Origin of the sequence: Nonomuraea helvata, assembly GCF_039535785.1 — a bacterium.
Classification (GTDB): Bacteria; Actinomycetota; Actinomycetes; order Streptosporangiales; family Streptosporangiaceae; genus Nonomuraea; species Nonomuraea helvata.
This window is the reverse complement of record NZ_BAAAXV010000001.1, coordinates 2,641,832-2,666,088: the sequence shown is the minus strand read 5'-3', so window position 1 is coordinate 2,666,088 and position 24,257 is coordinate 2,641,832. Positions and strand designations below refer to the sequence as shown.

24 protein-coding genes are annotated in these 24,257 nt (G+C 69.5%); 19 read left to right on the top strand and 5 right to left on the bottom strand.

Going from position 1 to position 24,257, the window contains the following annotated elements:
* Positions 1 to 263: 263 nt before the first annotated feature.
* The 10 genes from ABD830_RS12290 to ABD830_RS12245 are packed head-to-tail and all read left to right on the top strand — an operon-like array spanning position 264 to position 11,555.
* Positions 264 to 1,652 (top strand): extracellular solute-binding protein, encoded by a 1,389-nt coding sequence (locus ABD830_RS12290; protein WP_344986800.1) that lies wholly within the window; start codon positions 264 to 266, stop codon positions 1,650 to 1,652.
* Entirely contained in the window at positions 1,627 to 2,553 is a 927-nt protein-coding gene (locus tag ABD830_RS12285; RefSeq protein ID WP_344986799.1) for a carbohydrate ABC transporter permease, read from the top strand. The genes ABD830_RS12290 and ABD830_RS12285 overlap by 26 nt, the downstream gene beginning before the upstream one ends.
* A complete protein-coding gene (locus tag ABD830_RS12280; protein WP_344986797.1) occupies positions 2,550 to 3,368 on the top strand; it encodes a carbohydrate ABC transporter permease in 819 nt (272 codons plus the stop codon). Before ABD830_RS12285 ends, ABD830_RS12280 begins: the two co-directional genes overlap by 4 nt.
* On the top strand, positions 3,368 to 4,432 hold the full coding sequence (locus ABD830_RS12275; RefSeq protein WP_344986795.1) for an ABC transporter ATP-binding protein: 1,065 nt from the start codon (positions 3,368 to 3,370) through the stop codon (positions 4,430 to 4,432). The genes ABD830_RS12280 and ABD830_RS12275 overlap by 1 nt, the downstream gene beginning before the upstream one ends.
* Positions 4,429 to 5,607, top strand: coding sequence for a CehA/McbA family metallohydrolase (locus ABD830_RS12270; protein ID WP_344986794.1), 1,179 nt, complete (start codon positions 4,429 to 4,431; stop codon positions 5,605 to 5,607). The genes ABD830_RS12275 and ABD830_RS12270 overlap by 4 nt, the downstream gene beginning before the upstream one ends.
* Complete coding sequence (locus ABD830_RS12265) at positions 5,598 to 6,494, top strand: TIM barrel protein (RefSeq protein ID WP_344986793.1); 897 nt, start codon at positions 5,598 to 5,600, stop codon at positions 6,492 to 6,494. Before ABD830_RS12270 ends, ABD830_RS12265 begins: the two co-directional genes overlap by 10 nt.
* Positions 6,491 to 7,570 carry a Gfo/Idh/MocA family protein gene (locus ABD830_RS12260; RefSeq protein ID WP_344986792.1) on the top strand — a complete coding sequence of 360 codons (1,080 nt, stop codon included), beginning with the start codon at positions 6,491 to 6,493 and terminating at the stop codon, positions 7,568 to 7,570. The genes ABD830_RS12265 and ABD830_RS12260 overlap by 4 nt, the downstream gene beginning before the upstream one ends.
* Complete coding sequence (locus ABD830_RS12255) at positions 7,567 to 10,314, top strand: glycoside hydrolase family 38 N-terminal domain-containing protein (RefSeq protein ID WP_344986791.1); 2,748 nt, start codon at positions 7,567 to 7,569, stop codon at positions 10,312 to 10,314. Before ABD830_RS12260 ends, ABD830_RS12255 begins: the two co-directional genes overlap by 4 nt.
* Positions 10,315 to 10,348: 34 nt before the next feature.
* Positions 10,349 to 11,215, top strand: coding sequence for an RpnC/YadD family protein (locus tag ABD830_RS12250; RefSeq protein WP_344986790.1), 867 nt, complete (start codon positions 10,349 to 10,351; stop codon positions 11,213 to 11,215).
* Entirely contained in the window at positions 11,208 to 11,555 is a 348-nt protein-coding gene (locus ABD830_RS12245; protein WP_344986789.1) for a hypothetical protein, read from the top strand. The genes ABD830_RS12250 and ABD830_RS12245 overlap by 8 nt, the downstream gene beginning before the upstream one ends.
* Here the strand turns inward: ABD830_RS12245 and ABD830_RS12240 are convergent.
* The 4 genes from ABD830_RS12240 to ABD830_RS12225 form a co-directional block, all read right to left on the bottom strand.
* On the bottom strand, positions 11,505 to 11,621 hold the full coding sequence (locus ABD830_RS12240; protein WP_344986788.1) for a hypothetical protein: 117 nt from the start codon (positions 11,619 to 11,621) through the stop codon (positions 11,505 to 11,507). The two genes, ABD830_RS12245 and ABD830_RS12240, sit on opposite strands and share 51 nt — an antisense overlap.
* An 89-nt stretch (positions 11,622 to 11,710) precedes the next feature.
* On the bottom strand, positions 11,711 to 12,427 hold the full coding sequence (locus tag ABD830_RS12235; RefSeq protein WP_344986787.1) for an ABC transporter permease: 717 nt from the start codon (positions 12,425 to 12,427) through the stop codon (positions 11,711 to 11,713).
* Positions 12,424 to 13,245, bottom strand: a complete 822-nt coding sequence (locus ABD830_RS12230) for an ABC transporter ATP-binding protein (RefSeq protein ID WP_344986786.1) — start codon at positions 13,243 to 13,245, stop codon at positions 12,424 to 12,426. Before ABD830_RS12230 ends, ABD830_RS12235 begins: the two co-directional genes overlap by 4 nt.
* Positions 13,230 to 13,700 (bottom strand): YceI family protein, encoded by a 471-nt coding sequence (locus ABD830_RS12225; RefSeq protein ID WP_344986785.1) that lies wholly within the window; start codon positions 13,698 to 13,700, stop codon positions 13,230 to 13,232. The genes ABD830_RS12230 and ABD830_RS12225 overlap by 16 nt, the downstream gene beginning before the upstream one ends.
* A 110-nt stretch (positions 13,701 to 13,810) precedes the next feature.
* On the opposite strand from ABD830_RS12225, the gene ABD830_RS12220 reads away from it, so the two are divergent.
* Both ABD830_RS12220 and ABD830_RS12215 read left to right on the top strand, forming a co-directional pair.
* Complete coding sequence (locus ABD830_RS12220; RefSeq protein ID WP_344986784.1) at positions 13,811 to 14,980, top strand: sensor histidine kinase; 1,170 nt, start codon at positions 13,811 to 13,813, stop codon at positions 14,978 to 14,980.
* Entirely contained in the window at positions 14,977 to 15,618 is a 642-nt protein-coding gene (locus ABD830_RS12215) for a response regulator (RefSeq protein WP_425567069.1), read from the top strand. Before ABD830_RS12220 ends, ABD830_RS12215 begins: the two co-directional genes overlap by 4 nt.
* Here the strand turns inward: ABD830_RS12215 and ABD830_RS12210 are convergent.
* Positions 15,615 to 16,106 (bottom strand): Lrp/AsnC family transcriptional regulator, encoded by a 492-nt coding sequence (locus ABD830_RS12210; protein WP_344986783.1) that lies wholly within the window; start codon positions 16,104 to 16,106, stop codon positions 15,615 to 15,617. The two genes, ABD830_RS12215 and ABD830_RS12210, sit on opposite strands and share 4 nt — an antisense overlap.
* Positions 16,107 to 16,302: 196 nt before the next feature.
* Here ABD830_RS12210 and ABD830_RS12205 point away from each other — a divergent pair, with 196 nt between their 5' ends.
* The 7 genes from ABD830_RS12205 (at position 16,303) to ABD830_RS12175 (ending at position 24,166) form a co-directional block, all read left to right on the top strand.
* Positions 16,303 to 17,736: a gamma-aminobutyraldehyde dehydrogenase gene (locus ABD830_RS12205; RefSeq protein ID WP_344986782.1), complete on the top strand. Its 1,434-nt coding sequence runs from the start codon at positions 16,303 to 16,305 to the stop codon at positions 17,734 to 17,736.
* Positions 17,737 to 17,750: 14 nt separating this feature from the next.
* The gene (locus ABD830_RS12200; RefSeq protein WP_344986781.1) at positions 17,751 to 18,896 is read left to right on the top strand and encodes an ABC transporter ATP-binding protein; all 1,146 of its coding nucleotides are present in this window, start codon (positions 17,751 to 17,753) and stop codon (positions 18,894 to 18,896) included.
* Positions 18,897 to 18,917: 21 nt separating this feature from the next.
* On the top strand, positions 18,918 to 20,105 hold the full coding sequence (locus ABD830_RS12195) for a polyamine ABC transporter substrate-binding protein (protein ID WP_344986780.1): 1,188 nt from the start codon (positions 18,918 to 18,920) through the stop codon (positions 20,103 to 20,105).
* Positions 20,106 to 20,108: 3 nt separating this feature from the next.
* Positions 20,109 to 20,960, top strand: coding sequence for an ABC transporter permease (locus ABD830_RS12190; protein WP_344986779.1), 852 nt, complete (start codon positions 20,109 to 20,111; stop codon positions 20,958 to 20,960).
* A gap of 110 nt (positions 20,961 to 21,070) precedes the next feature.
* Positions 21,071 to 21,862: an ABC transporter permease gene (locus ABD830_RS12185; protein ID WP_344986778.1), complete on the top strand. Its 792-nt coding sequence runs from the start codon at positions 21,071 to 21,073 to the stop codon at positions 21,860 to 21,862.
* A 37-nt stretch (positions 21,863 to 21,899) separates the two neighbouring features.
* The gene (locus ABD830_RS12180; RefSeq protein WP_344986777.1) at positions 21,900 to 23,294 is read left to right on the top strand and encodes an NAD(P)/FAD-dependent oxidoreductase; all 1,395 of its coding nucleotides are present in this window, start codon (positions 21,900 to 21,902) and stop codon (positions 23,292 to 23,294) included.
* Positions 23,291 to 24,166 carry an alpha/beta hydrolase gene (locus ABD830_RS12175; RefSeq protein ID WP_344986775.1) on the top strand — a complete coding sequence of 292 codons (876 nt, stop codon included), beginning with the start codon at positions 23,291 to 23,293 and terminating at the stop codon, positions 24,164 to 24,166. The genes ABD830_RS12180 and ABD830_RS12175 overlap by 4 nt, the downstream gene beginning before the upstream one ends.
* Positions 24,167 to 24,257: the final 91 nt, after the last annotated feature.

The window sequence follows — 24,257 nt, the reverse complement described above, 5'->3', positions numbered from 1 at the left end:
AGCACCTCCAAGAGGGAGCCTACCGTCGACACTATGGCATATTGTCATGACATTCGGACGTCCGCTATGTTACCTAACGTGCCCAGACCGAAACCTGTGCGACGCACAACGGAAGATGTCGGACTGTTAGCCCCCGGGTGTCCGGGCAAAGGCGCAGCATGCAGGCACATCCCGGAAGTTCGCCCGGGCCTTTACGTCATCTGAATGTCATGACATATTGGCCGATGGCTTTACCTCCTTTACGGACATGTCGGAGGGTACGCATGGCATTGCGGAAACGGTCGATGGGTGTGGTCGCGGTTCTGGCGGCGACCGGGCTGGGGTTGGCCGCCTGCGGCCAGTCGTCCGGTGGAGGTGGTGACGCCATCGAATTAACGATCACCCAGAACGCCATCGCGGGCGGGAAGAACGCCGCGGGCGCGGACTTCATCACCAACTGGGTGATCCCCAAGTTCGAGGCGGCCCAGAAGGCGAAGGGCAAGGACGTCAAGGTCAAGTTCATCCCCAGCGGCGTCGACGACGAGCAGTACAAGACCAAGCTCTCCCTGGATCTCAAGTCAGGCAAGGGCGCGGACGTCATGGACATCGACAGCATCTGGGCCGGCGAGTTCGCCGATGCCGGCTACCTCAAGCCGCTGCCGGACCTGGTCGGGGCGGACGCCGACAACTGGGACGGCTGGTCGCAGATCCCCGAGGCCGTGCAGGGCATGGCCACGTTCAACGGCAAGAAGTACGCCCTGCCCGTCGGCACCGACGGCCGGGTGCTGTACTTCAACAAGACCCTCTTCCAGAAGGCCGGGCTCCCGGCCGACTGGCAGCCGAAGAGCTGGCAGGAGATCCTCGACGCCGGCGCCAAGCTGAAGTCCTCCGGCGTGCCCGTGCCGATCCAGATCAACGCCGGCACCGCGATGGGCGAGGCCACCTCCATGCAAGGCGTGCTGCCGCTGCTCGCGGGCGCGGGTGGCGAGGTTCAGAAGGACGGCAAGTGGACCGGCGCCTCGCAGTCGATGAAGGACGCGCTCGGCCTCTACCAGAAGATCTACGGCGGCGGCCTCGGCGACCCCAAGCTCCAGCAGGAGGCCAAGGGCCGCGACAAGTCGTTCCAGCAGTTCGCCGCGGGCAAGATCGGCATCCTGATGGAGGGCGACTACTTCTGGCGCGGCGTCGTCAACCCCAAGACCGGCGTGGCCAAGATGGCCGACCGTGACCAGGTCGTCGGCTACGCCATGATCCCGGCCATGGAGCCCGGCAAGGGCATCCGCGGCCAGGACTTCGTGAGCATGTCCGGCGGCGCCCTGCGTGCCGTGAACCCCAACAGCAAGCACCCGAAGGAGGCCTTCGAGCTGGCGGCGTTCACGCTGTCGCCGGAGGGGCTGAAGGAGGAGACCAAGGGCGGCAACGTACGCATCACACCGCGTACCGACGTCAACAAGGAGATCCTCGCCGGTGAGCCGCTGCTGACGTACATCTCGGAGAAGGTGCTCCCCCTGACGGCCTACCGGCCGCCGGTCGCCGTCTACCCGCAGGTGTCGGTGGCGCTGCAGGAGGCCACCGCCGCGGTGGCGGGCGGCACCCCGCCCGACCAGGCGGCGGCCGACTATCAGAAGAAGCTTGAGGGAATCGTCGGTGGCGCTGGCAACATCGCCTCCTGAGGCCGCCGAGGCCGCCCGGCCGGACCGGTACAGCTCGGACGCGGCGGGCCTCGGCAGGCTGCGGGCAGGGGTCTTCGTGGCCCCCGCCCTGCTGCTCGTCGCGGTCTTCCTCGTCTTCCCCGCGCTCTGGGTGCTCTACCTCGGGCTGACGAACTACCGCCTGACCGGCGCCGCCGCGGCGGCGCCCCAGTTCGTCGGGCCGGCCAACCTCATCGAGGCGGTCTCCAACCCGGAGTTCTGGAGCTCCACGTGGCTGACGGTCGAGTTCGTGGCGGGCTCGGCCGTCATCGGGCAGGTCGGGCTCGGCTTCACCATCGCCTGGCTGCTGCGTGACCGGCGCGGGCCGCTGAAACGGCTGGTGGAGGGCCTGGTCATCCTGGCCTGGATCCTTCCGAGCGCGATCGTGTCGTTCCTGTGGGTGGCGCTGCTCGACCGCGACGCCGGCACGCTCAACGCGCTGCTCGGCATCCAGGGCTTCGCCTGGCTGCTCGACCACCCCATGCTGTCGATCATCGTGTTCAACATCTGGCGCGGGACGGCGTTCTCGATGATGTTGTACGGCGCCGCGCTCGGCAACGTGCCCCCGTCGCACCTAGAGAGCGCCCGCCTGGCCGGGGCCTCCGGCTGGCAGCAGCTCAGGGACGTGGTGTTCCCGCACATCAGAGGCCACATCCTGACGAACCTGCTGCTGATCAGCCTGTGGACCTTCAACGACTTCACCCCCTTCCTGCTCACCGCGGGCGGCCCCGACGGCAAGTCCGAGGTGCTGGCCGTGCACGTGTACAAGGTCGCGCTGCAGAGCGGCGAGCTGGGCCACGGAGCCGCGGTCTCCACGATCATCCTGCTCATCAACCTGGTCGTGGCGGTGTTCTACCTGCGGCTGCTCCGGAGCAAGAAATGACGCGTTTCGTGCTGGGCCGGATCGGCTTCTACACGCTGATCGCGGTGCTGCTGGCCTTCTTCACGATCCCGCTGCTGTGGCTGGTGACGGCGCCCTTCACGTCGAACCCGACGTACGAGGTCACCGTGCCCGACTTCACCTGGGACAACTTCGAGGCGGTCATCGAGCACCCGTACGCGCTGCCGTCCCTCTACAACTCCCTGCTGCTGTCGGTCGGCACGGCCGTCCTGGTGGTGATCATGGCCGCGCTGGCCGCGTACGCGCTGAGCCGGGTGCGCCTGCCCGGCCGGGACGCGCTGCTCTACGCGCTGCTGCTGCTGTCGTCGATCATCACGGGCACGGCGGCCATGGTGCCGCTGTTCCAGCTCGCGGTAGAGCTGAACCTCATCGACTCGCAGCTCGGGCTGATCCTCATCCTGACCGGCGGGCTGCTGCCGGCGGCGATCTTCATGCTCAAGGACTTCATGGACTCGACGCCGAAGTCGTACGAGGAGTCGGCGCGCGTCTTCGGGGCCACGCCGCTGCAGATCGTGCGGCACGTGGTGGTGCCGCTCGTCCGGCCCGGGCTGGCGACGATCGCGGTCTGGGCCGTGGCCAACGTGTGGGGCAACTTCCTCATGCCGTACCTGCTGCTGAGCGACGTCGAGAAGCAGCCGGCCGCCGTGATCACGTACACGCTGTACACCGAGGGCGGGCAGGCCAACCTCAGCATGCTGTCCACGTTCGGCCTGCTCTACTCGGTCCCCGTGGTGCTCATGTATCTGTTCGTCAGCAAGAAGTACGGCTTCCGCTTCCACGGAGGGATCAAGCGTTAATGGCCGGAATCGAACTACGCGGCCTGACCAAGGTCTACCCCGGCGGGGTGAAGGCGCTCGACTCGCTCGACCTGGCCATCCCCGACGGCGAGTTCTTCGCCCTGCTCGGACCCTCCGGCTGCGGCAAGACGACGCTGCTGCGCACGATCGCCGGGCTGGAGACCGCGACCGGCGGGGCCGTCGTCATCGGCGACAGGGACGTGACAGGCGTGCAGCCGGGCGGCCGGGACATCGCCATGGTCTTCCAGGACTACGCGCTCTTCCCGCACATGGACGTCACGGACAACATCGCCTACCCGCTGCGCATCAAGAAGGTCGCCAAGGCCACGCGCCACGACAAGGCCGCCGAGGTGGGGGCGCGGCTCGGCCTCGAACACCTCATGGACCGGAGGCCGGGGCAGCTCTCGGGCGGGCAGCAGCAGCGCGTGGCGCTGGCCAGGGTGATGGCCACGCAGGCGCAGGCGTTCCTCTTCGACGAGCCGCTGTCCAACCTGGACGCCCGGCTGCGGCTCGAAGCCCGTACGTTCCTGAAGAAGCTCCAGCGCGAACTGGGCGTCACCACCGTCTTCGTCACCCACGACCAGGCGGAGGCCCTGGCCATGGCCGACCGGATGGCCGTCATGGAGAGCGGGCACATCCGGCAGATCGGCACCCCGGCCGAGGTCTTCCAGCGGCCCGCGAACACGTTCGTGGCCGGATTCATCGGCTCGACACCCATGAACCTGCTGGACGGCACCGTACGAGGTGACACGCTGGAGGTGGCAGGGTGCAAGGTGGCCGTCCCGGCCTCGGCCGAAGGACGGCTGTCCGACGGGGAGAAGATCGTGTACGGCGTGCGGCCCGAATACCTGGCCTACTCGTCCGAGCCCGCCGAGGGCGCGTTCGGCGGCAAGGTGGTCATCGTGGAGAACCTCGGCGCGTCCCACCTGGTGACCCTCGACGTCAACGAGGTGACCGTGCAGGCCGTCGTGCCGGAGGGCGGCGAGCCCGAGATCGGCGACAACGGCTACGCGACGCCCCGGCGCGACCGCGCCCTCGTCTACCGGGACGGAGAGCTTGTTTGAGAGGCCACTGGAGCCTGGACGACCGGCTGGAGCGGATCCTGCGCGAGGTGCCGTTCGAGGTGCCCGCCGGGACCGCGGCCGTCTCCGTCCGCCTGTCGTACGACAGGTCGCAAGGCGTGATCGACCTCGGCTGCGGCGCGCCGGGCGGCTTCCGCGGCTGGTCCGGGGGCGCTCGTGACTCGTACACGATCACCCACGACTGGGCCACCCCCGGCTACCTGCCCGGCGAGCCGGAGGCCGGGACGTGGCACGTGTGGCTGCGGCTGCACCGCATCCCGCCGCAGGGGCTCGACTACGAGCTGGAGATCACCACCTCGGCCGTCGCCCCCGCCGAGCCGGTCGCCGAGGAGCCGCCGCACGGGGAGCGCCCGCCCCGCCGGGACATCCCTTCCGTCGACGGTCTGCGGTGGTTCGCCGGGGACTTCCACGCCCACACCCTGCACAGCGACGGCACCCTGACCATCGCCGAGCTGGCCGAGCTGGCCCACGGCCGCGGCCTCGACTTCCTGGCCGTCACCGACCACAACACCGTCAGCCACCACCCCTGGCTGACCAGGATCGACCGTGACATCACGCTCATCCCGGGCCAGGAGGTCACCACCGACCGGGGCCACGCGAACGTGTTCGGCGACGTTGGCTGGGTCGACTTCAGGCAGCCCGCCGACTCCTGGGTCGAGCACGCCGAGCGCGCGGGTGGGCTGATCTCGATCAACCACCCGCTCGGCGGCGACTGTGCCTGGCTGCTGCCCATCGATCGCCGGCCCCGGATCGCCGAGGTCTGGAGCTCCGGCTGGTGGGACCGCCGCTGGGGCGCGCCGCTGGCCTGGGCCGACGCCTGGCGCCACGACGTGATCGCGATCGGCGGCAGCGACTTCCACCGCGACGGCTCCGACGGCCAGCCGGGCGCGCCGACGACATGGGTGCTGGCCGAGGACACGAGCACGGTGCTGGACGGCGTGCGCGCCGGTCGCACCGCCGTCTCCACGGGCCCCGACGGGCCACTGCTGCTCAGGCTGGGCGACGAGCTGCTGGCACTGGACGCCGACGGCCTGGTGCTGGTACGCCCGGACGGCACGCGGCAGGTCGTACGCGGGGAGCGCGCGTTACTGCGGGCCATTGAGGGACGGCATCGCCTGGAAACCTATGAGAACGAGGTGATAGCGCTATGCGAGTAAAAGTGGCCAACGCGCCCGTGAGCTTCGGCGTGTTCGAGCTGGCCACCGAGGCACCGCCGCTCAGCGCCGACGAGATGGTCCTGGCGCTGTCCGAGGCCGGTTACGAGGGCATCGACTCCGGGCCGATCGGTTACCTGGGCACCGGGTCCGGCCTCGCCGACCGGCTGGCCGGCCACGGGCTGCTGCTCGCGGGTGGCTGGGTGGACCTGCCCTACCGCGACGCGGGGGCGTACCAGGGCGGACTGTCCGCGCTGGAGACCGCGCTCGACGTGTTCGCCGCCGCGCCCCCGGCGCCCGAGGGGTTCGGGCCGCGGCCCACGCTGGCCTGCTCGGGATCGCCCGAGCGGTTCGCGCGCCCCGGTGGGAGCGTTCCAGGTCTGGCGGCGTCCGAGTGGGCGGGCTACGCGGCCCGCGTGCAGGACGCGACCGACCGGTGCCGCGAGCGCGGGTTGGAGCCCGCGTTCCACCACCACCTCGGCACGTACGTCGAGACCCCCGATGACGTGGAGCGGCTGCTTGAGCTGACCGACGTGCAGCTCTGTCTCGACACCGGCCACCTGCTGCTGGCCGGGGGCGACCCCGTGACGGCGCTGCGCGACTGGGCGAGCCGGGTCGGGCACGTGCACATCAAGGACGGCGACACGAAGATCCTCGCCACGGCCCTGGCCGACGGCGCCGACCTGCGCGAGCTCATGGGGCGCGGCGGGTTCGCCCGGCTGGGCGAGGGCGAGCTGGACCTGCCCGCCGTGCTGCGCACCCTCGACGAGACCGACTACGCGGGATGGATCATCATCGAGCAGGACACCCTGCCCGGACGTCGCACCGTCGCCCAGAACATCGCCGACCAGGCGGCCAACCGCCAGAAGCTGAAGGACTTGGGAATTTGAGAATCGCGCTGGTGGGATGCGGCGCCGTGACGCAGGCGGTGTACGTGCCGCTGCTGTCGAGGCGGCGCGACCTGTTCGAGGTGGTCGCGGTCTGCGACCTGTCACGGACGCTGGCCGACGCCGTGGGCGACCGGCTGGGTGCGGCCGGACGCTACACGGCGGTGGAGGAGCTGATCTCCGCCGGAGGCTTCGACGCCGTGCTCGTCCTCGCCTCCGGCTCGCACGGGGAGACGGTGGGCCGGGCGCTGGCCGCCGGGTACGCCGTGCTGTGCGAGAAGCCGCTCGCGCTGACCAGGGCCGAGGTGGCGGCGCTGCCCGAGGGGCGGCTGATGGTGGGCTACATGAAGCAGTACGACCCGGCCGTGCGCAGGGCCGAGGAGCTGCTGGCCGAGCTGGGCGGCCCCGAGGTGATCAGGTCGATCGAGGTGACCGTGCTGCACCCCAGCGGGGAGTCGCAGCTGGCCTTCGCGAACCTGACGCAGGCGCGGGACGTGGATCCCGGCCTGCTCGACTCGCTCCGCGCCGCCGAGCGCGGTCTCGTCTCGCAGGCGCTGGGGGAGTCGGCGCCGGACCCGGTGCGGGCGTTGTACGGGGTGGCGCTCGGCTCGATCTGCCACGACCTGTCGCTCCTGAGGCGCTTCACCGGTTCTCCCGCGGACGTTTCGTACGTTGAGACGTGGGGTCCCGGGCCCGGGTCCATCGAGATCAGCGGCCCCCTGCCGGTCCGGGGACGGTTCTCGATCCGCTGGCACTACCTGGAGGACTACCCGGCCTACCGCGAGACCGTGGCGATCCACCACGACAAGGGCTCGCTGGAGCTGGTCTTCCCCTCGCCCTACCTGATGAACGCCCCCACCACCCTGACTGTGGTGTCCGGCGCCGAGAGCCGTATCGAGCACCGGGACGTCACCGAGGCGTTCGAGGTGCAGTTGGCCGCCTTCCATGCTTTCGTGAACGATGGCAAGCCGCCGCTCACCGACGTGGGCGGCGGGCTGGAGGACATCGTGACGGCCCAGCGGATCGCCGCCCGCTACGCCGTACAGCATGATCTGCCCATCGGAGGGGAGGCCGCGTGAGCGCCGAGATCGTCGTCGTCCCGCACACGCACTGGGACAGGGAGTGGTACGAGCCGTTCCAGCGCTTCCGGCTGCGGCTGGTGGCGCTGCTCGACGAGGTGCTCGACCGGATGGAGCGCGAGCCCGCCTACCATTTCACCCTCGACGGGCAGCTGGCCTGCGTGGACGACTACCTGGAGGTGCGGCCGGAGAACCGCGACCGCATCGCCGCGCTCGTCGAGTCGGGGCGGCTGGCGGTGGGTCCGTGGCAGATCCTGCTCGACGAGTTCCTGTGCTCGGGCGAGAACATCGTGCGCAACCTCGAGCTGGGCATGGCCCGGGCGGACAAGCTCGGCGGGGCGATGGCGGTCGGGTACCTGCCCGACATGTTCGGGCACACGGCGCAGATGCCGCAGATCCTGCGCAAGGCCGGGCTGCTGCACGCCTGCGTCTACCGTGGCGTGCCGTCCTCGGTCGTCACCGACGCCTTCGCCTGGGTCGCGCCCGACGGGACGGCGCTGCGTACCCAGTACCTGCCCGCGGGCGGGTACGGCAACGGGGCGCACCTGTTCTCCGACCCGTCCGGGCTGGACGAGCGGGCGGCCGCGTTCGTGACGACCATGCGGGAGTGGCACGGGCCCGAGGGGCCGCTGCTGGCCATGTACGGCACCGACCACTCGGCGCCCGTACGCGGGCTCCCGGACATGGTGGCCGCGATCGGCGCCCGCATGGACACCCTGTCCGGATATATCGGGTCCGGACATATCGAGGAAAATAATGGCGACGTGGACGGGCTGCCGCGCGTGCCCGGCGAGCTGCGCTCCCACGCGCGCGCCAACATCCTGCCCGGCGTCATCTCGGTCCGCGCCCACGTCAAGCAGGCCATGGGCCGCGCCGAACGCATGGTCGAGCGCTACGCCGAGCCCCTCGCCACCCTCTGGGGCGGGGAGTGGCCGGCCCGCTTCCTCGACATGGCGTGGTGGCGGCTGGTGGACGCCAGTGGGCACGACTCGGTGACCGGCTGCGGCGTGGACGACACCGCCCAGCAGGTGGCCGCGCGCATCGCGGAGGCCGAGCACCTCGGGCAGGCCGTACGCGACATGGTGACCGCCCGCCTGGCCGGGTCGGTGCCCTCCGACGGGGCGCTGGTCGTCAACCCGACGCCTCAGACGCGCAGCGGCGTGGTCGTCGTGGACCTGGCCGGTACGGACCCGCTCGTGGACGCCTCCGGCGCGCCGGTGCCGTCGCAGACGCTGGAGTACGCCGGAACGCTGCTGCTCGACGAGGAGATGGACCCGGCGCTCGCGCTGACCTTCATCCACGGCACCGAGCTCTACGGGCAGCAGATCACGGGCTGGTCGGTCGAGGGCGAGACGCTGACGTTCACGGTGGCGCGGGAGACGTCGCTGGCCTTCGACGTGGAGGACCTGCGCGGGGCGCTGGACGGGGTGACCCGCGTGCGCATCCTCGCCGAGCCGAGGCGCAAGGTCGCGGCCCTGGTCGAGGTACCGCCGCTGGGCCACACGAGCCTGCGGCCCGCTCCGCACGAGCAGGTGTACGGGACTCCCGCCCCCGGCCGCCTGCCCATGGAGCACGACCCGTCCTGCCGGCTCGGCCCCGGCTCGGCGACCCTGCCGGTGCGCGGGGACGAGCAGGTGCTGGAGAACGGCCTGCTCCGGGTCACGATCGCCGGCGACGGCACATTGACGCTGGCGGGCCGGGACGGCACCACGATCAGCGGCGCGGGCCGCATCGTGGACGGAGGCGACGTCGGCGACACCTACAACTACGCGCCCCCGCTCACGGACCAGATCGTCTCCGAGCCGTCGTCCGTGGAGACGGAGCTGATCTGCTCCGGTCCCGTGGTGGCCCGGGTGGACGTGCGGCGCACGTACCGGTGGCCCGCCTCCGGCGACGGCGTCGACGGCGCTCCCGAGCTCCCCGCGCCCTCGCGGAGCCCCCGTACCGAGGAGATCGTCGTCACCACCCGCGTCGAGCTGCGGGCCGGGGAGCCGTACGTGCGTCTCCACGTCGAGTTCGACAACCGGTGCGCGGACCATCGGGTGCGCCTGCACGTGCCGCTGCCGGCTCCGGCGTCGCAGTCGCACGCCGAGGGCCAGTTCGCGGTCGTCACCCGTGGGACGACCGCGGAAGGCGGCTGCGGCGAGACCCCGCTGCCCACCTTCCCCGCCTCGTCGTGGGTGGCGGCCGGGGGCGTGGCGGCGCTGCTGGAGCACGTGACGGAGTACGAGCTGGTGGACGGCGAGCTCGCCCTCACCCTGCTGCGTTCGGTCGGCTACCTCTCCCGCAACCGCAACGCCCTCCGCCCCGAACCGGCCGGCCCCCAGCTCCCGACCCCGGCCGCCCAGTCACGCGGGCTCCGCTCGGTGAGCCTGGCGCTGATGCCGTACGAGGAGTCCTGGCAGGAAGTGGTCCCCCAGGCGGAGACCTTCCGCCACGACCTCCTGGTAATCCCGGGCCAGGGCGACCGGGCGCTCGCGCTGCCTTCCCCCGCGTCCGGGCTGTCGGTGACGGGCGACGGGGTGGTGATGACCTCGCTCCGGATGCGCGACGACTGGCAGGAGCTTCGGGTGGTGGCGCTGACCCCCGATGCCACGGAAGCCGTCGTATCCGGTGGTTTCGGGCAAGCGCGGCGTGCGGATCTGCGCGGCCGTCCTGGTGAGTCCGTACAGGTCGGCGATGGTGAGGTGCGGCTTCCCATGGGGCCGTGGGAAATCGCGACCATCCAAATTCGTCAACTCTGAGTAATGGATCGAACGCCAGTTGTAATGTTGCGGCATGGTCACGTCGCAACACGAGGGGATCACCAAGGTTGCCACCCTCGACTTCGGACATACCGCGCAGATGCTGCGGGCGCTGTTCGATCTGCCGATACCGGAATCGGGCGAGGGTCGGCTCGGCTCGCCCGATTTTTCGGACGCTAAGCCGGCTGTATGCCGAGCTGACGGCGCGCTGCTCTACGGCAAGGGAAAGGAGAAGCTCGGGGTCATCACGGAGACCCAACGCGGAGAGGACAAGGACAAGCTCTATTCGTGGCTGGAGTACATCGCCAACTTCCGGGCCCGTGAGAGATGTCCGGTCTGCCTGGTGGTCATCTGTCCCGATCGAAAGATCGCCCGCTGGGCGGCCAAGCCCATAGAAACCGGCCATCCTGGGTTGACTCTGACCCCGTTGGTCATCGGTCCCGACAACACTCCGGCTATCACCGACGTGGAGGAGGCGGCGGGCAATCTCGGGCTGGCCATCGTCTCAGCCATCACGAAGAGCGACGACCCGCTGTACAAGGACATCCTGGGCACCTTGAACAAGGCTCTGAGCGGGATCGATCGCAAGCTTGCCGGACAGTACGGGCACTACATAAACGTGTCGCTGACTGGCGTGGCACAGGAAGAATGGGGGAGACTCATGGCTATGCAGACCTATCCCTACCAGGGCGAGTACGCCGAGAGCCTACTGGCTGAGGGCCGGGCGGAAGGCAGGGCGGAAGGCGAAGCCAGGCTTCTGCTGAAGCTGCTGGAGATGCGTGGCATCGCGGTGTCCGAGGAGGTCCGTGAGCGGATCGCGGGCTGTGACGACACGGCCACTCTCGAAGCCTGGTTCCAGCGGGCGTTCACCGTCGAGTCAGCGGAGGAGCTCTTTGCCTGAGCCGACGACCACGGAGATCTCGCCACGCGAGTACTGGATGAGCCTCATGGCCGAAGAGAAATACGAGTACCAGCGCCTCTACATGCAAAAGCTGCGGGAGAAGGCCGGCACGGTGCTCCACATTCTTGAGACCAGCGGCTTGTCTGTGTCCGACGACATCCGCGAGCGAATTCTCGGCTGCCGGGACCCGATCATCCTGGACGCCTGGCTCGTGGAGGCGTTCCACGTCGAGTCGGCGGGAGAGCTCTTCGGCTCCGGCCAAGTCTGGACGTACGGGCCAACCGGCCTGTCACGGCCCAAACCCCAGAAGGCCGAGTTGGCGGGCGGCGCGGATAGCTAGCCAGACCTCCGCGAACGCCGAGCTCGACGACAGATCCCGCCCCGTGAGGGCGGCGAAGCGCCGCAAGCGGTAGGCCAGGGTGTTGGGGTGGATGTGGAGCGCCGCCTCCCACGTGGCCTACGACCTGGTGAGCCTGATGACGCTGTGAGCGTCGATCACTCCGGCCGCGGATCCCACCGGAACCGTTTGATCGCCACGAAGGCCCCGACCACGCCCCAGGCCGCCAGGATGGACAGGTTCTGCCACGTCGGGCCGTTGAGCAGGGCCTGGTTGAACGGACGAACCGGAAGGAATCCGGCGATCGTGTTCATCAGCTCGGAGTGGATGGGCAGGTAGGTGCCCGAGATGAACACCAGGGGGAACTGCACCAGCTGCACGACCGCCGGCGCCGCCTCGGCGTTGCTGATCAGCGAGGCGACGGCCACGCCGATCGCGCAGAAGGCGGCGGCGCCGAGCACCAGGCCCGGCCACCGGTCCGGCTCCAGGATGGGCACGCCGTACAGCCTGCCGACTCCCGCGATCAGCAGCACGTCGACGACGCTGACCAGCACGCAGTGGGCCAGCAGGCCGAGGAAGTAGGTGCCGGCCGGCAGCGGGGTGGCGCGCACGCGCTTGAGGATGCCGCTCTGGCGGCGGGAGGCCAGCACGATGGCGAGCTGGCTGAAGCACGAGCCGAGGACGGAGACCGCGGTGATCGTGGGGACGTAGTACTGCATGGGCGACATGCCGTAGAAGTAGTCGCCCGTGTCCATCCCGTGGAACAGCGTGCCGAAGATGACGATCACCACGACGGGGAAGACGAAGGTGAAGAACGCGCTCTGCGGATTGCGCCAGAACGACAGCTGCTCGTAGCGGATCTGGTGCCAGATCATGAGGTCAACTCCAGGTAGACGTCCTCCAGGCTGGGCCGGGTGACGGTCAGGCCGTGCAGCACGACCCCGCGGTGCAGCAGGTCGCGCAGGGTCTCGGTGGGGTCGGCGGTCTCGATCGTGACGGGCCCGTCGGGGGTCACGTAGCGGATGTGGGACTTGGCGGCGTCCCGGCCGCCCAGCGTGGCCGGGGTGCCCTCGGCGACGATCCGGCCGCCGGACATCACCGCCACCCGGTCGGCCAGCTCCTGCGCCTCCTCCATGTAGTGCGTGGTGAGCAGGATCGTCATCCCGGCGTCCCGCAGCCCGCGCACGAGCTGCCAGGCGTCCCTGCGCGCGCCCGGGTCGAAGCCGGTCGTCGGCTCGTCCAGGAACAGCAGGCTCGGATCCCCGATGATGCCGAGCGCGAGGTCCAGCCGCCGCTTCTGGCCACCGGACAGCGCCTTGACCTTCCGGCGCCCCAGCCCGCGCAGGCCTACCAGCTCGATCACCTCGTCCACCTGCCGCGGCCGCGGGTAGTAGCCGGCGTCGCGGGCGATGGTCTCCCGCACCGTCAGGTACGGCTCGACCGCGATGTCCTGCAGCACCAGCCCGGTCCGCGCGCGCAGCTCCCGGTCGGCGGGCTCGCCGCCGAGCACCTCGGCCCGCCCGGAGTCGGCGCGGCGGAACCCCTCCAGGATCTCCAGCGTGGTCGTCTTGCCCGCGCCGTTCGGTCCGAGCAGCGCGAAGATCTCCCCGTGCTCGACCGTGAAGGTCGCATCACGTATGGCCCGCACCGCTCCGTAGCTCTTGGCCAGGTGTTCCACTACGAGCGCAGGCACGTGGCCTCCACGGTGAAGTAGAGGTGGCGGGCGGCCAGCCCTGGCTTGGCGCGCACGCCGAGCGCCACGCGGTCGACGCGGGCGGTGGCCCGGACGCTGAACCCGGAGGGGACGGCCATCCAGCTCTGCAGCTCCAGCGTGATGGGCGCGGACACGCCCCGCACGGTCAGTGTTCCGGTCAGGTTGCCGTCGAGGTCGAGGGCGATGACCGGATGGCGGTCGGCGTCCAGGAAGACGGACGACCGCACGCCGGCGTCACGCTGCGGGTTTCCGGTGTGGAAGCTGCCCGCGTCGATCTCCACGTGGGCGTGCGAGCTCGCCACCGGTTCGGTCACGTCGACCGTTCCCGCTCTGAGGGCGAACGTGCCGTTCACCGCGCCGAGCCCGAACAGGTGCCGGGTGCGGAAAGCGATCACCGCGGTGTCGATCGTGTAGTGCCCGATCTGAGGTGTCATGAGCTCATTGCACTGTCTGAGTCCTCTGCCCCGGCAGGGCCGGTGGTGGGGAGTGACGTGCAACTTTCGTAGGTATCTTCTGCCGTGTCCGGTGGCCTACCGTGGTCGGCATGAGGCGCAGGGACTGGATCGCGGACATCGCGCTCGCGGTCGGCTTCGCGGCGCTCGACACCGTGGCGACGCTCGCCGGAGCGTCCTGGTGGCCCACGCAGCCGAACACCATCGCCTGGGTGCTGCTCGGCGCGCAGGTGCTCACCTGCCTGTCGCTGGCCTTCAGGCAGGTGGCGTCGCTGCCGGTGCTCCTCGTGCACGCCGGCTTCACGCTGGTGGTGACGGCGCTGGTCTGGCCGCTCGGCGCGCTGGTCCCCGCCAACCCCGACACCATCTACGCACCCTTCGCCGCGTCGCTGGCCGCCTACGGGCCGCTGTACTTCTGCAGGGACAGTCGCCGGCGGGCCTTCGTCGCGCTGATCGCCTTCACCGTGGTCGTCGCCAGGCCGTGGGAGCCGTCGATCCTGCTGATCACGATCGCGCTGCTGCGCATCGCGGTCGGGCCGCTGCTCGCCCTCTACTTCGACGCCCGCAGGCGGCTCGTCCGCGCCCTCACCGAACGCGCCGAACGCGCCGAACGCGAGCAGCACCTGCTGGCCGAGCAGGCCCGCGCCGAGGAGCGCGCCCGCCTGGCGGGCGAGATGCACGACGTGGTCACTCACCGGGTCAGCCTCATGGTGCTCCAGGCGGGCGCGATGCGGATGACCGCCCAGGACGAGGAGACCCGCAGGCAGGCCGAGGAACTGCGGGTGGCGGGCGTCCAGGCGCTGGACGAGCTGCGCGACCTGGTCGGCATCCTGCGCGCCGAGCCCGAGGGTGACGAGAGCCCCTCGGTGTCCGGATTCGCCGACCTGGTCGCCGAGTCGACCGCGGTGGGCGTGCCCGCCGAACTGGTCGAGGAGGGCGACCCCGGGCTGGCCTCGCCGCTGGTGGGCCGTACCGCCTACCGCGTCGTCCGCGAGGCGCTCACCAACGTGCGCAAGCACGCGCCGGGAGCGCGGGTGACCGTCCGCGTCGCCTACGACAAGTCGCAGGTACGGCTGGCCGTCACGAACACGGCACCGACCGCGAGGCCCGACGCGCTGGCCGCCACCGGTTCCGGACTCGGGATCGCGAACCTGCGCCAGCGCATCGAGGTCGTCCAGGGGTCGCTGAGCGCGGGGAGCACCCGTGACGGCGGCTTCACGCTGGAGGCCACCCTGCCCGCCTACGTCCCGACGGCGGTGTGAAGCGCGTGATCCGGGTGGTGGTGGTCGACGACGAGCCGATGGTGTGCAAGTTCCTGCGCACGATCCTGAACACGGCCGACGACGTCGAGGTGGTGGCCGAGGCGCACGACGGCGCGGCGGGGATCGCCGAGATCCGCCGGCACCGGCCCGGCGTGGTGCTCATGGACCTGCGGATGCCGGGGATGGACGGGATCACCGCGATCGAGCACCTGGCAGGGGAGGCCGATCCGCCGGTGATCGTGGTGCTGACCACGTTCGACGCCGACCAGTACGTGCTGCGGGCGCTCCGCGCCGGCGCATCCGGGTTCCTGGTGAAATCGACGCCGCCGGAGGATCTGATCGGGCTGGTCCGGGTGGCTTCCGAGGGGCACACGGTGCTCTCACCGGCCGCGGCGCGCCGGCTGGTCGCCGCCTCGTCGGACTCCAGCGGCGCCAGGGAACGCCTCGCCGACCTGACCCCGCGCGAGGTGGAGGTGCTGAAGCTGCTGGGCGAGGGACTGTCGAACGCCCAGATCGCCGGTCGGCTCTTCCTCGCCGAGGCCACGATCAAGGGCTACGTGTCACGCATGCTGGACAAGCTCGGCTGCGCCAACCGCACCCAGGCCGGGCTCCTGGCGCACGAGGCGGGGCTGGTCTAGCGGGTGCCCCAGGAGTAGGTCTGCTTGCGCAGCTTCAGGTAGACGAACGACTCCGTGGCCCGTACGGCGGGGATGGCACGAATTTTGCTAAGAATTTCCAGTAGGTGCCCGTCGCCCTCGCAGACGACCTCGACGATCACGTCGAAGGAGCCCGCTGTGAGGACCACGTAGTCGATCTCCTCGATGGCGGCCAGCTCGTCGGCCACCGCCTCCAGGTCGCCCTCGATGTTGATGCCGATCATCGCCTGCCGCGGGAACCCCAGCGTCAGCGGGTCGGTGACCGCGACGATCTGCATCACGCCGGCGTCGTGCAGTCGCTGGACGCGCTGGCGCACGGCGGCCTCGGACAGGCCCACCGCCTTCCCGATCGCCGCGTACGGCATGCGCCCGTCCCGCTGGAGCTGTTCGATGATCTGCTTGGACAGATCGTCGAGTACCACCGGTCCGGCATTGGGGTTGGTGCGGCGTACGCGCGGCGGCGTCGTCATCGACAGCACTCCTCCTAGCGGTACGGCGTTACGGGCACGTTCCCGCCGAGTTGCCGTCCCGGTGCGACATGTTGTCAGTTCTTGGCGGCCTGTCAAGCGAATTCGTAGCAATTTGGTATCTTCACCACGAAATCCCTTGTTCAGATGCAACGTGCTCTGTAAGAGTCGCGGCATCTCAGCCACGAGGAGGGGCACCTTGATCACCCGTCTCCAGAACTTCATCAACGGGGAGTTCGTGGACGCGAAGAGCGGCCGATTCTCCGACGTCATCGATCCGTGCACGGGCGAGGCCTACCTGCAGGCCCCCGTCTCGGGCCCCGAGGACGTCGACGCCGCCTTCGCCGCCGCGGCCGCCGCCTTCGAGTCGTGGGGCAGGACCACCCCGGGTGAGCGGGCCAACCTGCTGCTCAAGGTCGCCGACGCGATCGACGCGCGGGCCGACGAGATCAACGAGGCGGAGTGCCGCAACACCGGCAAGCCGCGCGCCCGCATGGCCGAGGACGAGACCCCGGTCGCCGGAGACCACTTCAGGTTCTTCGCGGGCGCGGCGCGCACGCTGGAGGGCCCCACGGCCGGCGAGTTCCTCGCCGACCACACCAGCGTCATCAGGCACGAGCCGATCGGCGTGATCGGCCAGGTCACGCCGTGGAACTACCCGATGATGATGGCGGTCTGGAAGATCGCCCCCGCGCTCGCGGCCGGCAACACGGTCGTGCTCAAGCCGTCCGACACCACCCCGGCCTCCACGCTCAAGCTGGCCGAGATCCTCGGCGACGTGCTGCCCGCCGGCGTCTTCAACGTCGTCACCGGCGACCGCGAGACCGGCGCGCTCGTCGTCGGCCACCCGACGGCCTCCATGGTCGCGATCACCGGTTCGGTCGGCGCGGGCATGTCGGTCGCCAAGAGCGCCGCCGACGACCTCAAGCGCGTACACCTGGAGCTCGGCGGCAAGGCCCCGGTCGTGGTGTTCGAGGACGTCAAGGACCTGGGCAAGGCGGCCGCGGACATCGCCGTCGCGGGCCTCTACAACGCCGGCCAGGACTGCACCGCCGCCTGCCGGGTGCTGGTGCAGGAGAGCGTGCACGACGAGTTCGTGGCCGCGCTGACCGAGGCCGCCGCCGGCACCGTGACGGGCGGCCTGGACAACGAGGACGCGCTCTACGGACCGCTCAACAACGAGAACCAGCTCACCAGGGTCCAGGGCTTCATCGACCGGGTCCCGGCACACGCCAAGGTCCTCACCGGCGGTCACCGCGTCGGCGAGAAGGGCTACTTCTTCGCGCCGACGATCGTCGACGGTCTCAAGCAGGACGACGAGATGGTGCAGAACGAGGTCTTCGGCCCCGTGATCACCGTCCAGACGTTCACCGACGAGGCCGACGCGCTGGCCAAGGCCAATGACGTCAGGTACGGCCTGAGCGGCTCGGTCTGGACCTCCGACCACGGCCGCGCCATGCGGATGTCCAACCGCCTCGACTTCGGCGTGGTCTGGGTCAACACGCACATCCCGTTCGTCTCGGAGATGCCGCACGGCGGCTTCAAGCACTCCGGGTACGGCAAGGACCTGTCGGTGTTCGGCCTGCACGACTACACCCGGGTCAAGCACGTCATGCACTACATCGGCGAATAGGGACAGTACCTGGGATGGCTGAGCTTAATGCGATAGAGCTTGAGGACGTCGTCAAGGAATACCTCTCGCATGGCGAGGTCGTCCAGGCGGTCAAGGGCGTCACGCTGGGCATCGCCGAGGGGGAGTTCTTCTCCCTCCTCGGCCCGTCCGGGTGCGGCAAGACCACGACGATGAGGATGATCGCCGGGTTCGAGCCGCCCTCGAAGGGCCTGGTGCGGCTGCACGGCAAGGACGTCACGAACGTCCCGCCCAACAAGCGCGACGTCAACATGGTCTTCCAGTCCTACGCGCTGTTCCCGCACATGAGCGTCTGGGACAACGTGGCGTTCGGGCTGAAGCAGCGCAAGACGCCGCAGGAGGAGATCCGGCGGCGGGTCGGCGAGATGCTGGAGATCGTCGATCTCACCGGCAGGGAGAAGCGCAGGCCGCGCGAGATGTCGGGCGGCCAGCAGCAGCGCGTGGCGCTGGCCCGCGCGCTGGTCAACCGGCCGCGGGCGCTCCTGCTCGACGAGCCGCTCGGCGCGCTCGACCTCAAGCTCCGCCAGGCCATGCAGATCGAGCTCAAGCGCATCCAGCGCGAGGTCGGCATCACGTTCGTGTACGTGACGCACGACCAGAACGAGGCGCTGACCATGAGCGACCGGATCGCGGTCATGAACGACGGCCTGGTCGAGCAGCTGGCCGGGCCGCGCGAGATCTACGAGCGGCCCGCGACCGCGTTCGTGGCCGGCTTCATCGGCACCTCCAACCTGCTCACGGGCACCGCGAACGGCGGGGTGCTGAAGATCGGCGGTGGCCGGGTGCTGGTGCCGGGGGGCGACGGCGACGTGACGGTGACCGTGCGGCCGGAGAAGATCACCATCGGCACGGAGGAGCCCGCCGAGGGCCTGAGCGCCGTGCGTGGGACCGTCGCCGAGGTCGTCTACCTGGGGACGTACAACAGCTACGCCGTGAGTCTCGCTGACGGGGCCAGCGCGACCGAGCGTAGCGAGGGCGCCAATCAAGCACGCCACCTTGGTGATGATCGTTCCGCCGCTCGCGGCGGAACGATCATCACGGTGTTTCAGCAGAACGCGCTTGACGCCACGGCCACCGCGGAGCGGGGCGACTCCGTGTGGCTGTCGTGGCAGGCGCAGCACTCGTATGTGATTGGAAGTTGATAGCACCTCATGAACCACCCCATGCCCCGCTCTCGTCGTGACTTCTTCCGAGTCACCGGGTTCTCCGCCGCCGGGCTGGCTCTGGCCGCCTGCGGTGTCCAAGGACAGAAGGCCGCGCCCCCGAAGGCCGACGCGGTCAAGGACTACTGGGCGAAGCAGACCAAGCACGGCAAGGTCGTCTTCGCCAACTGGCCCGAGTACATGCCGGAGGACCAGGCCCCGCTGAAGAAGTTCCAGCAGGCCACCGGCATCTCGTACGAGTACAAAGAGGTCATCCAGGAGAACGCCGAGTTCTTCGGCAAGGCCGACCCCGTGCTCCGCGCCGGGCAGCCCCTGGGCTACGACATCGTCGTCATGACCAACGGCGTCCAGCTCCAGCACATGATCGACCTGGGCTACGCGACGCCGCTCGACCACGCCCAGCTGCCGAACTTCGAGGCCAACGCCGGTCAGAAGTACAAGGAGCGGGCCTACGACCCGGGTAACAAGTACACGGTGCCGTACACGTCCGGCGTGACCGGGATCGCGTACAACACCAAGTACGTCGACGATGACATCACCAGCATCGAGGCGCTGTTCGATCCCAAGTACAAGGGGCGCGTCGGCATGATGGGCGACGCGCAGGAGATCGGCAACTTCGCGATGTTCGCGCTGGGCATCGACCCCGAGAAGTCGACCGAGGCCGACTGGAAGAAGGCCGGGGAGAAGCTCAAGGCGCAGCGCGACGACGGAATTGTCCGGAAATATTACGACCAGAGCTACATCGACGCCGTGGCCAAGGGCGACGTCTGGCTCTCCATGGCCTGGTCGGGCGACGTCTTCCAGCGCCAGCTCGCCGGCGAGCCCGTCAAGTTCGTGGTGCCCGAGGAGGGCGGCACGATCTGGACCGACAACATGCTCATCCCCAAGGGCGCGGCCAACCCGGTGGACGCCCTCATGCTCATGGACTATCTCTACCAGCCGGTCGTGGCCGCCGAGCTCGACGAGTTCATCCAGTACGTCACGCCGGTCCCGGCCGTGCAGGACCTGCTGAGGGAGAAGGCCAAGACGGCCAAGGGCAAGGACAAGAAGGCACTCGAGGACATGGTCGACAGCCCGCTCATGTTCCCCTCCGAGGCCGACTACGCCAAGCTGCGCAGCTACACCCCGCTGACCACCCAGCAGGAGCAGGTCTTCAACCCGATCTTCCAGTCCATCACCCAGGCCTAGCAGATGAGGCGGCTCACCCCCTACCTGCTGGCGCTGCCGAGCTGGATGTGGCTGGGGATCTTCCTGGTCGTTCCGATGGCCGCGATGGCGTCGGTCTCCCTGCAGACCGGCAACGCCATCGACGGCTTCGCGATGACGTTCAGCTTCTCCAACTACAGCGACGCGCTCGGCAGGTACAGCACCCAGCTGCTGCGCTCGCTGCTCTACGGCGGGCTCGCCACGGTGGCCATGCTGGTGATCGGCTATCCGGTGGCGTACTGGATCGCGTTCAAGGGCGGCACGCGCAAGTCCGTGTACCTGTTCCTGCTGCTGCTGCCGTTCTTCGTGTCGTTCGTGCTGCGGACGATCTCCTGGAACTTCCTGCTGTCGGACAACGGCATCCTGTTCGGCACGCTGAAGGGCTGGGGGCTGCTGCCTGAGGACTTCCACGTGCTGGCCACGACGTTCGCCGTGGTGGGCGGTCTGACGTACAACTTCCTGCCGTTCATGATCCTGCCGATCTACGTGGCGCTGGAGCGGGTGGACCCGCGGGTGATCGAGGCGGCCCAGGACCTGTACGCGACGCGGACGGCGGCCTTCCGCCGGGTGGTGCTGCCGCTGTCGCTGCCGGGGGTGTTCGCCGGGGTGCTGATGACGTTCGTGCCCGCCACGGCCGACCCGATCAACGCGCAGATCCTCGGCGGCACGGCCAACACGATGATCGGCAACATCATCCAGACCGAGTACCTGACCAACCTGAACTACCCGACCGCCTCGGCGCTGTCGTTCACGCTGATGGCGGTGCTGCTGGTGGGCATCTTCATCTACGCCAGGGCGCTCGGGACCGAGAACGTCCTCGAGGCGGCGGCCCGATGAGCGAACCCGACGCCCAGCGAGCGGAGCGAGCAGGTGGACAGAGTGCGTCGCGAAGCGGAGTGGAGGGCCGGAGGCACTCCGCGAAGCGAATGAGGAGCGGTGAGCGACCAATGAGCACGCGGGGCACGCGGCTGGGAGACCGTCTCCTCCACATCTACACCTGGATCATCATCGTCTGGCTGTCGTCGCCGATCGCCGTGATGATCCTCTTCGGCTTCAACGACAAGAAGAGCAAGTCGAACACCTCCTGGCAGGGCTTCACGCTCCGCTGGTACGCCGAGCTGTTCGACATCTCCGACCTGACCGTGGCGCTGCGCAACTCGCTGGTGATCGCCGCGGTCAGCACCGTCATCACGGTCGTCATCGGCACCATGCTGGGGCTGGCGCTCGGGCGGCACCGCTTCCGCGGCAAGGGGCTGACGAACTTCCTGGTCTTCGCCGCCATCTCCACGCCCGAGCTGGTCATGGGCGCGTCACTGCTGTCGCTGTTCGTCTCGGGGAACGTGCCGCGCGACGCCAACACGATCATCGTCGCCCACGTGCTGTTCTCGGTGTCCTTCGTGGTGGTGACGGTACGGGCGCGGATCGTCACGCTCGACCCGTCGCTGGAGGAGGCGGCCAGGGACCTGGGGGCGACGGCGTGGGGGACGTTCAGGCAGGTGACGCTGCCGTCGATCCTGCCGGGCGTGATGGCCGGGGCGATGCTGTCGTTCGCGCTGTCCATCGACGACTACGTGGTCACCAGCTTCGTCAACGGCTCGACCGTCACCTTCCCGCTGTGGATCGTGGGTGCGGTTAAGACAGGTATCCCACCGCAGGTCAACGTCATGGGTACGCTGATCTTCGGCATCGGGGTGCTGATCGCGATCGGTAACGCGGTGGCGGCGCGGCGCCGTACCTAAATAAAAACTCCACGTACTTCGTAGGGAAGTGGGATTTGTGGATCCGCTGAAGGCGCTTGCTGATGCGGAGCGCAAGCCGTACTGGCTGGACAGCCCGGCCAGACCCGAGCCGCGACCGCGGCTCGACGAGAACACGAGCGCCGACCTGGTCGTCGTCGGCGGAGGCTTCTCAGGGCTGTGGACCGCCCTGATGGCCAAGGAACGAGACCCCTCTCTTGACGTCGTCCTGCTGGAAGGGCGCAGGATCGGCTGGGCGGCCACCGGCCGCAACGGCGGGTTCTGCATGGCGACCCTCACCCACGGCCTGGCCAACGGCCTGGAGCGGTGGCCGGACGAGATCGACCGCCTCGAGCGCATGGGGGTGGCCAACCTCGACGAGATCGAGCGGACGCTGGAGCGCTACGGCGTCGACTGCTCGTTCGAGCGCACGGGGGAGCTGCACGTGGCCACCGAGCCGTGGCAGCTCGAGAGCCTCCACGAGCACCTGGACCTGATCTCGGAGCACGGGCTCGACTACCTGCCGCTCGACCAGGACCAGGTGCGGGCCGAGGTGAACTCGCCCACCTTCCTGGGCGGCCTCTGGGACCGCAGCGGCTGCGCCATGCTCGACCCGGCGCGACTGGCCTGGGGGCTGCGGGACGCGTGCCTGAGCCTCGGCGTGCGGGTCTACGAGCGCAGCCCCGTCCGCTCGCTGCGCGACGACGGCACGACCATCACGCTGCGTACCCCGCAGGGCGAGGTCGGCGCCCGCCAGGTGGCGCTGGGCACCGGGGTGTTCCCGCCGCTGCTGCGGCGGCTCAAGCACTTCGTGGTCCCCGTGTACGACTACGCGCTGATGACCGAGCCGCTGTCCGGCGCGCAGCTAGCCGAAGTGGGCTGGCGCAACCGCCAGGGCGTGGGCGACTCCGGGAACCAGTTCCACTACTACCGGCTGACCGACGACAACCGGATCCTGTGGGGCGGCTACGACGCCGTCTACTACAACGGCGGCCTGGTCAGGCCCGAGTACGAGCAGCGCGACGAGACCTTCGCCAAGCTCGCCGAGCACTTCTACGACACGTTCCCGCAGCTCACGGAGGTGCGGTTCACGCACAGGTGGGGCGGGGTGATCGACACCTGCAGCCGGTTCAGCGCCTTCTACGGGCAGGCGCACGGCGGGCGGCTGGCCTACGCGACCGGCTACACCGGGATGGGCGTGGGTGCCACCCGGTTCGGGGCGAACGTCATGCTCGACCTGCTGTCGGGCGAGCGGACCGAGCGGACGGAGCTGCGGATGGTCAAGGAGAAGCCGGTGCCGTTCCCGCCGGAGCCGGTGCGGTCCGGGGTGATCCAGGTCACCCGGTGGTCGATCGCGCAGGCCGACCAGCACCAGGGCAAGCGCAACCTGTGGCTGCGCACGCTCGACCGCATGGGCCTGGGGTTCGATTCGTGACCCGGGTCGCATTCATGGTGGACGGCCTCACACTCGCCGGCGACCTGCGGGTCCCCGGCGGCGTGGGGCCGCGGCCCGGCCTGGTCCTCACCGGGCCGTTCACGGGCGTGCGGTCCCAGGTGACCGGGCTCTACGCGGAGCGGCTGGCCGAGCGGGGGTACGTGACGCTGGCCTTCGACCACCGGAACTGGGGCGAGTCCGAGGGGGTGCCGCGCCGGGAGGAGGACCCTCAGGGCAAGCTGCGCGACCTGCGGGCCGCCGTGTCGTTCCTGCGGTCGCGGGACGAGGTGGACCGGGAGCGGATCGGGGTGGTGGGGGTGTGCCTGGGCGCGGGATACGCCCTGAAATTTGCCGCTTTCGACCCTCGCGTCCGGACATTTGTCGGTATTGCGGGTGCGTACAACAACCCCTACACCATGCGGGCGGGCATGGACTACCCGTCGGTGCTGGCGGGGCTCACGGAGGTGCTGGAGCGGCAGGACCAGGGCGGCGACGTCGAGTACATGCCCGCGGTCGCCGAGGAGGGCGAGGCCGCCATGCCGGGTGACGAGCCGTACGCGTACTACGGCACCTCGCGGGGCGCCTCGCCGCACTGGTCCAATTCGGTGACCAGGGCCAGCGTGCGGGAGCTCGTCACGCTGGACAGCATGATGGGAGCGGACTTCCTGTCACCGAAGCCGGCGCTGATCGTGCACGGGGTCGTCGACCGGTTCTGCTCGCCCGAGGGGGCCGAGGAGGCGTACCGGCGGCTCGACCAGCCGAAGAAGCTGGTCTGGGTGGACGCCAAGCAGCACATCGACCTCTACGACCGCGAGCCGTACGTCACCCAGGCCGTGGACGCGACGGCCGACTTCCTCGCCGAGCACCTCTGACCGGCGTGTGGTAGCGGCTCTGCAAGGTCGTGCTGAAGGCCTGGCCAGGAAAGCGCGTGGCGTGGCGGGCCAGGCCGCCGTCGCGGAGCAT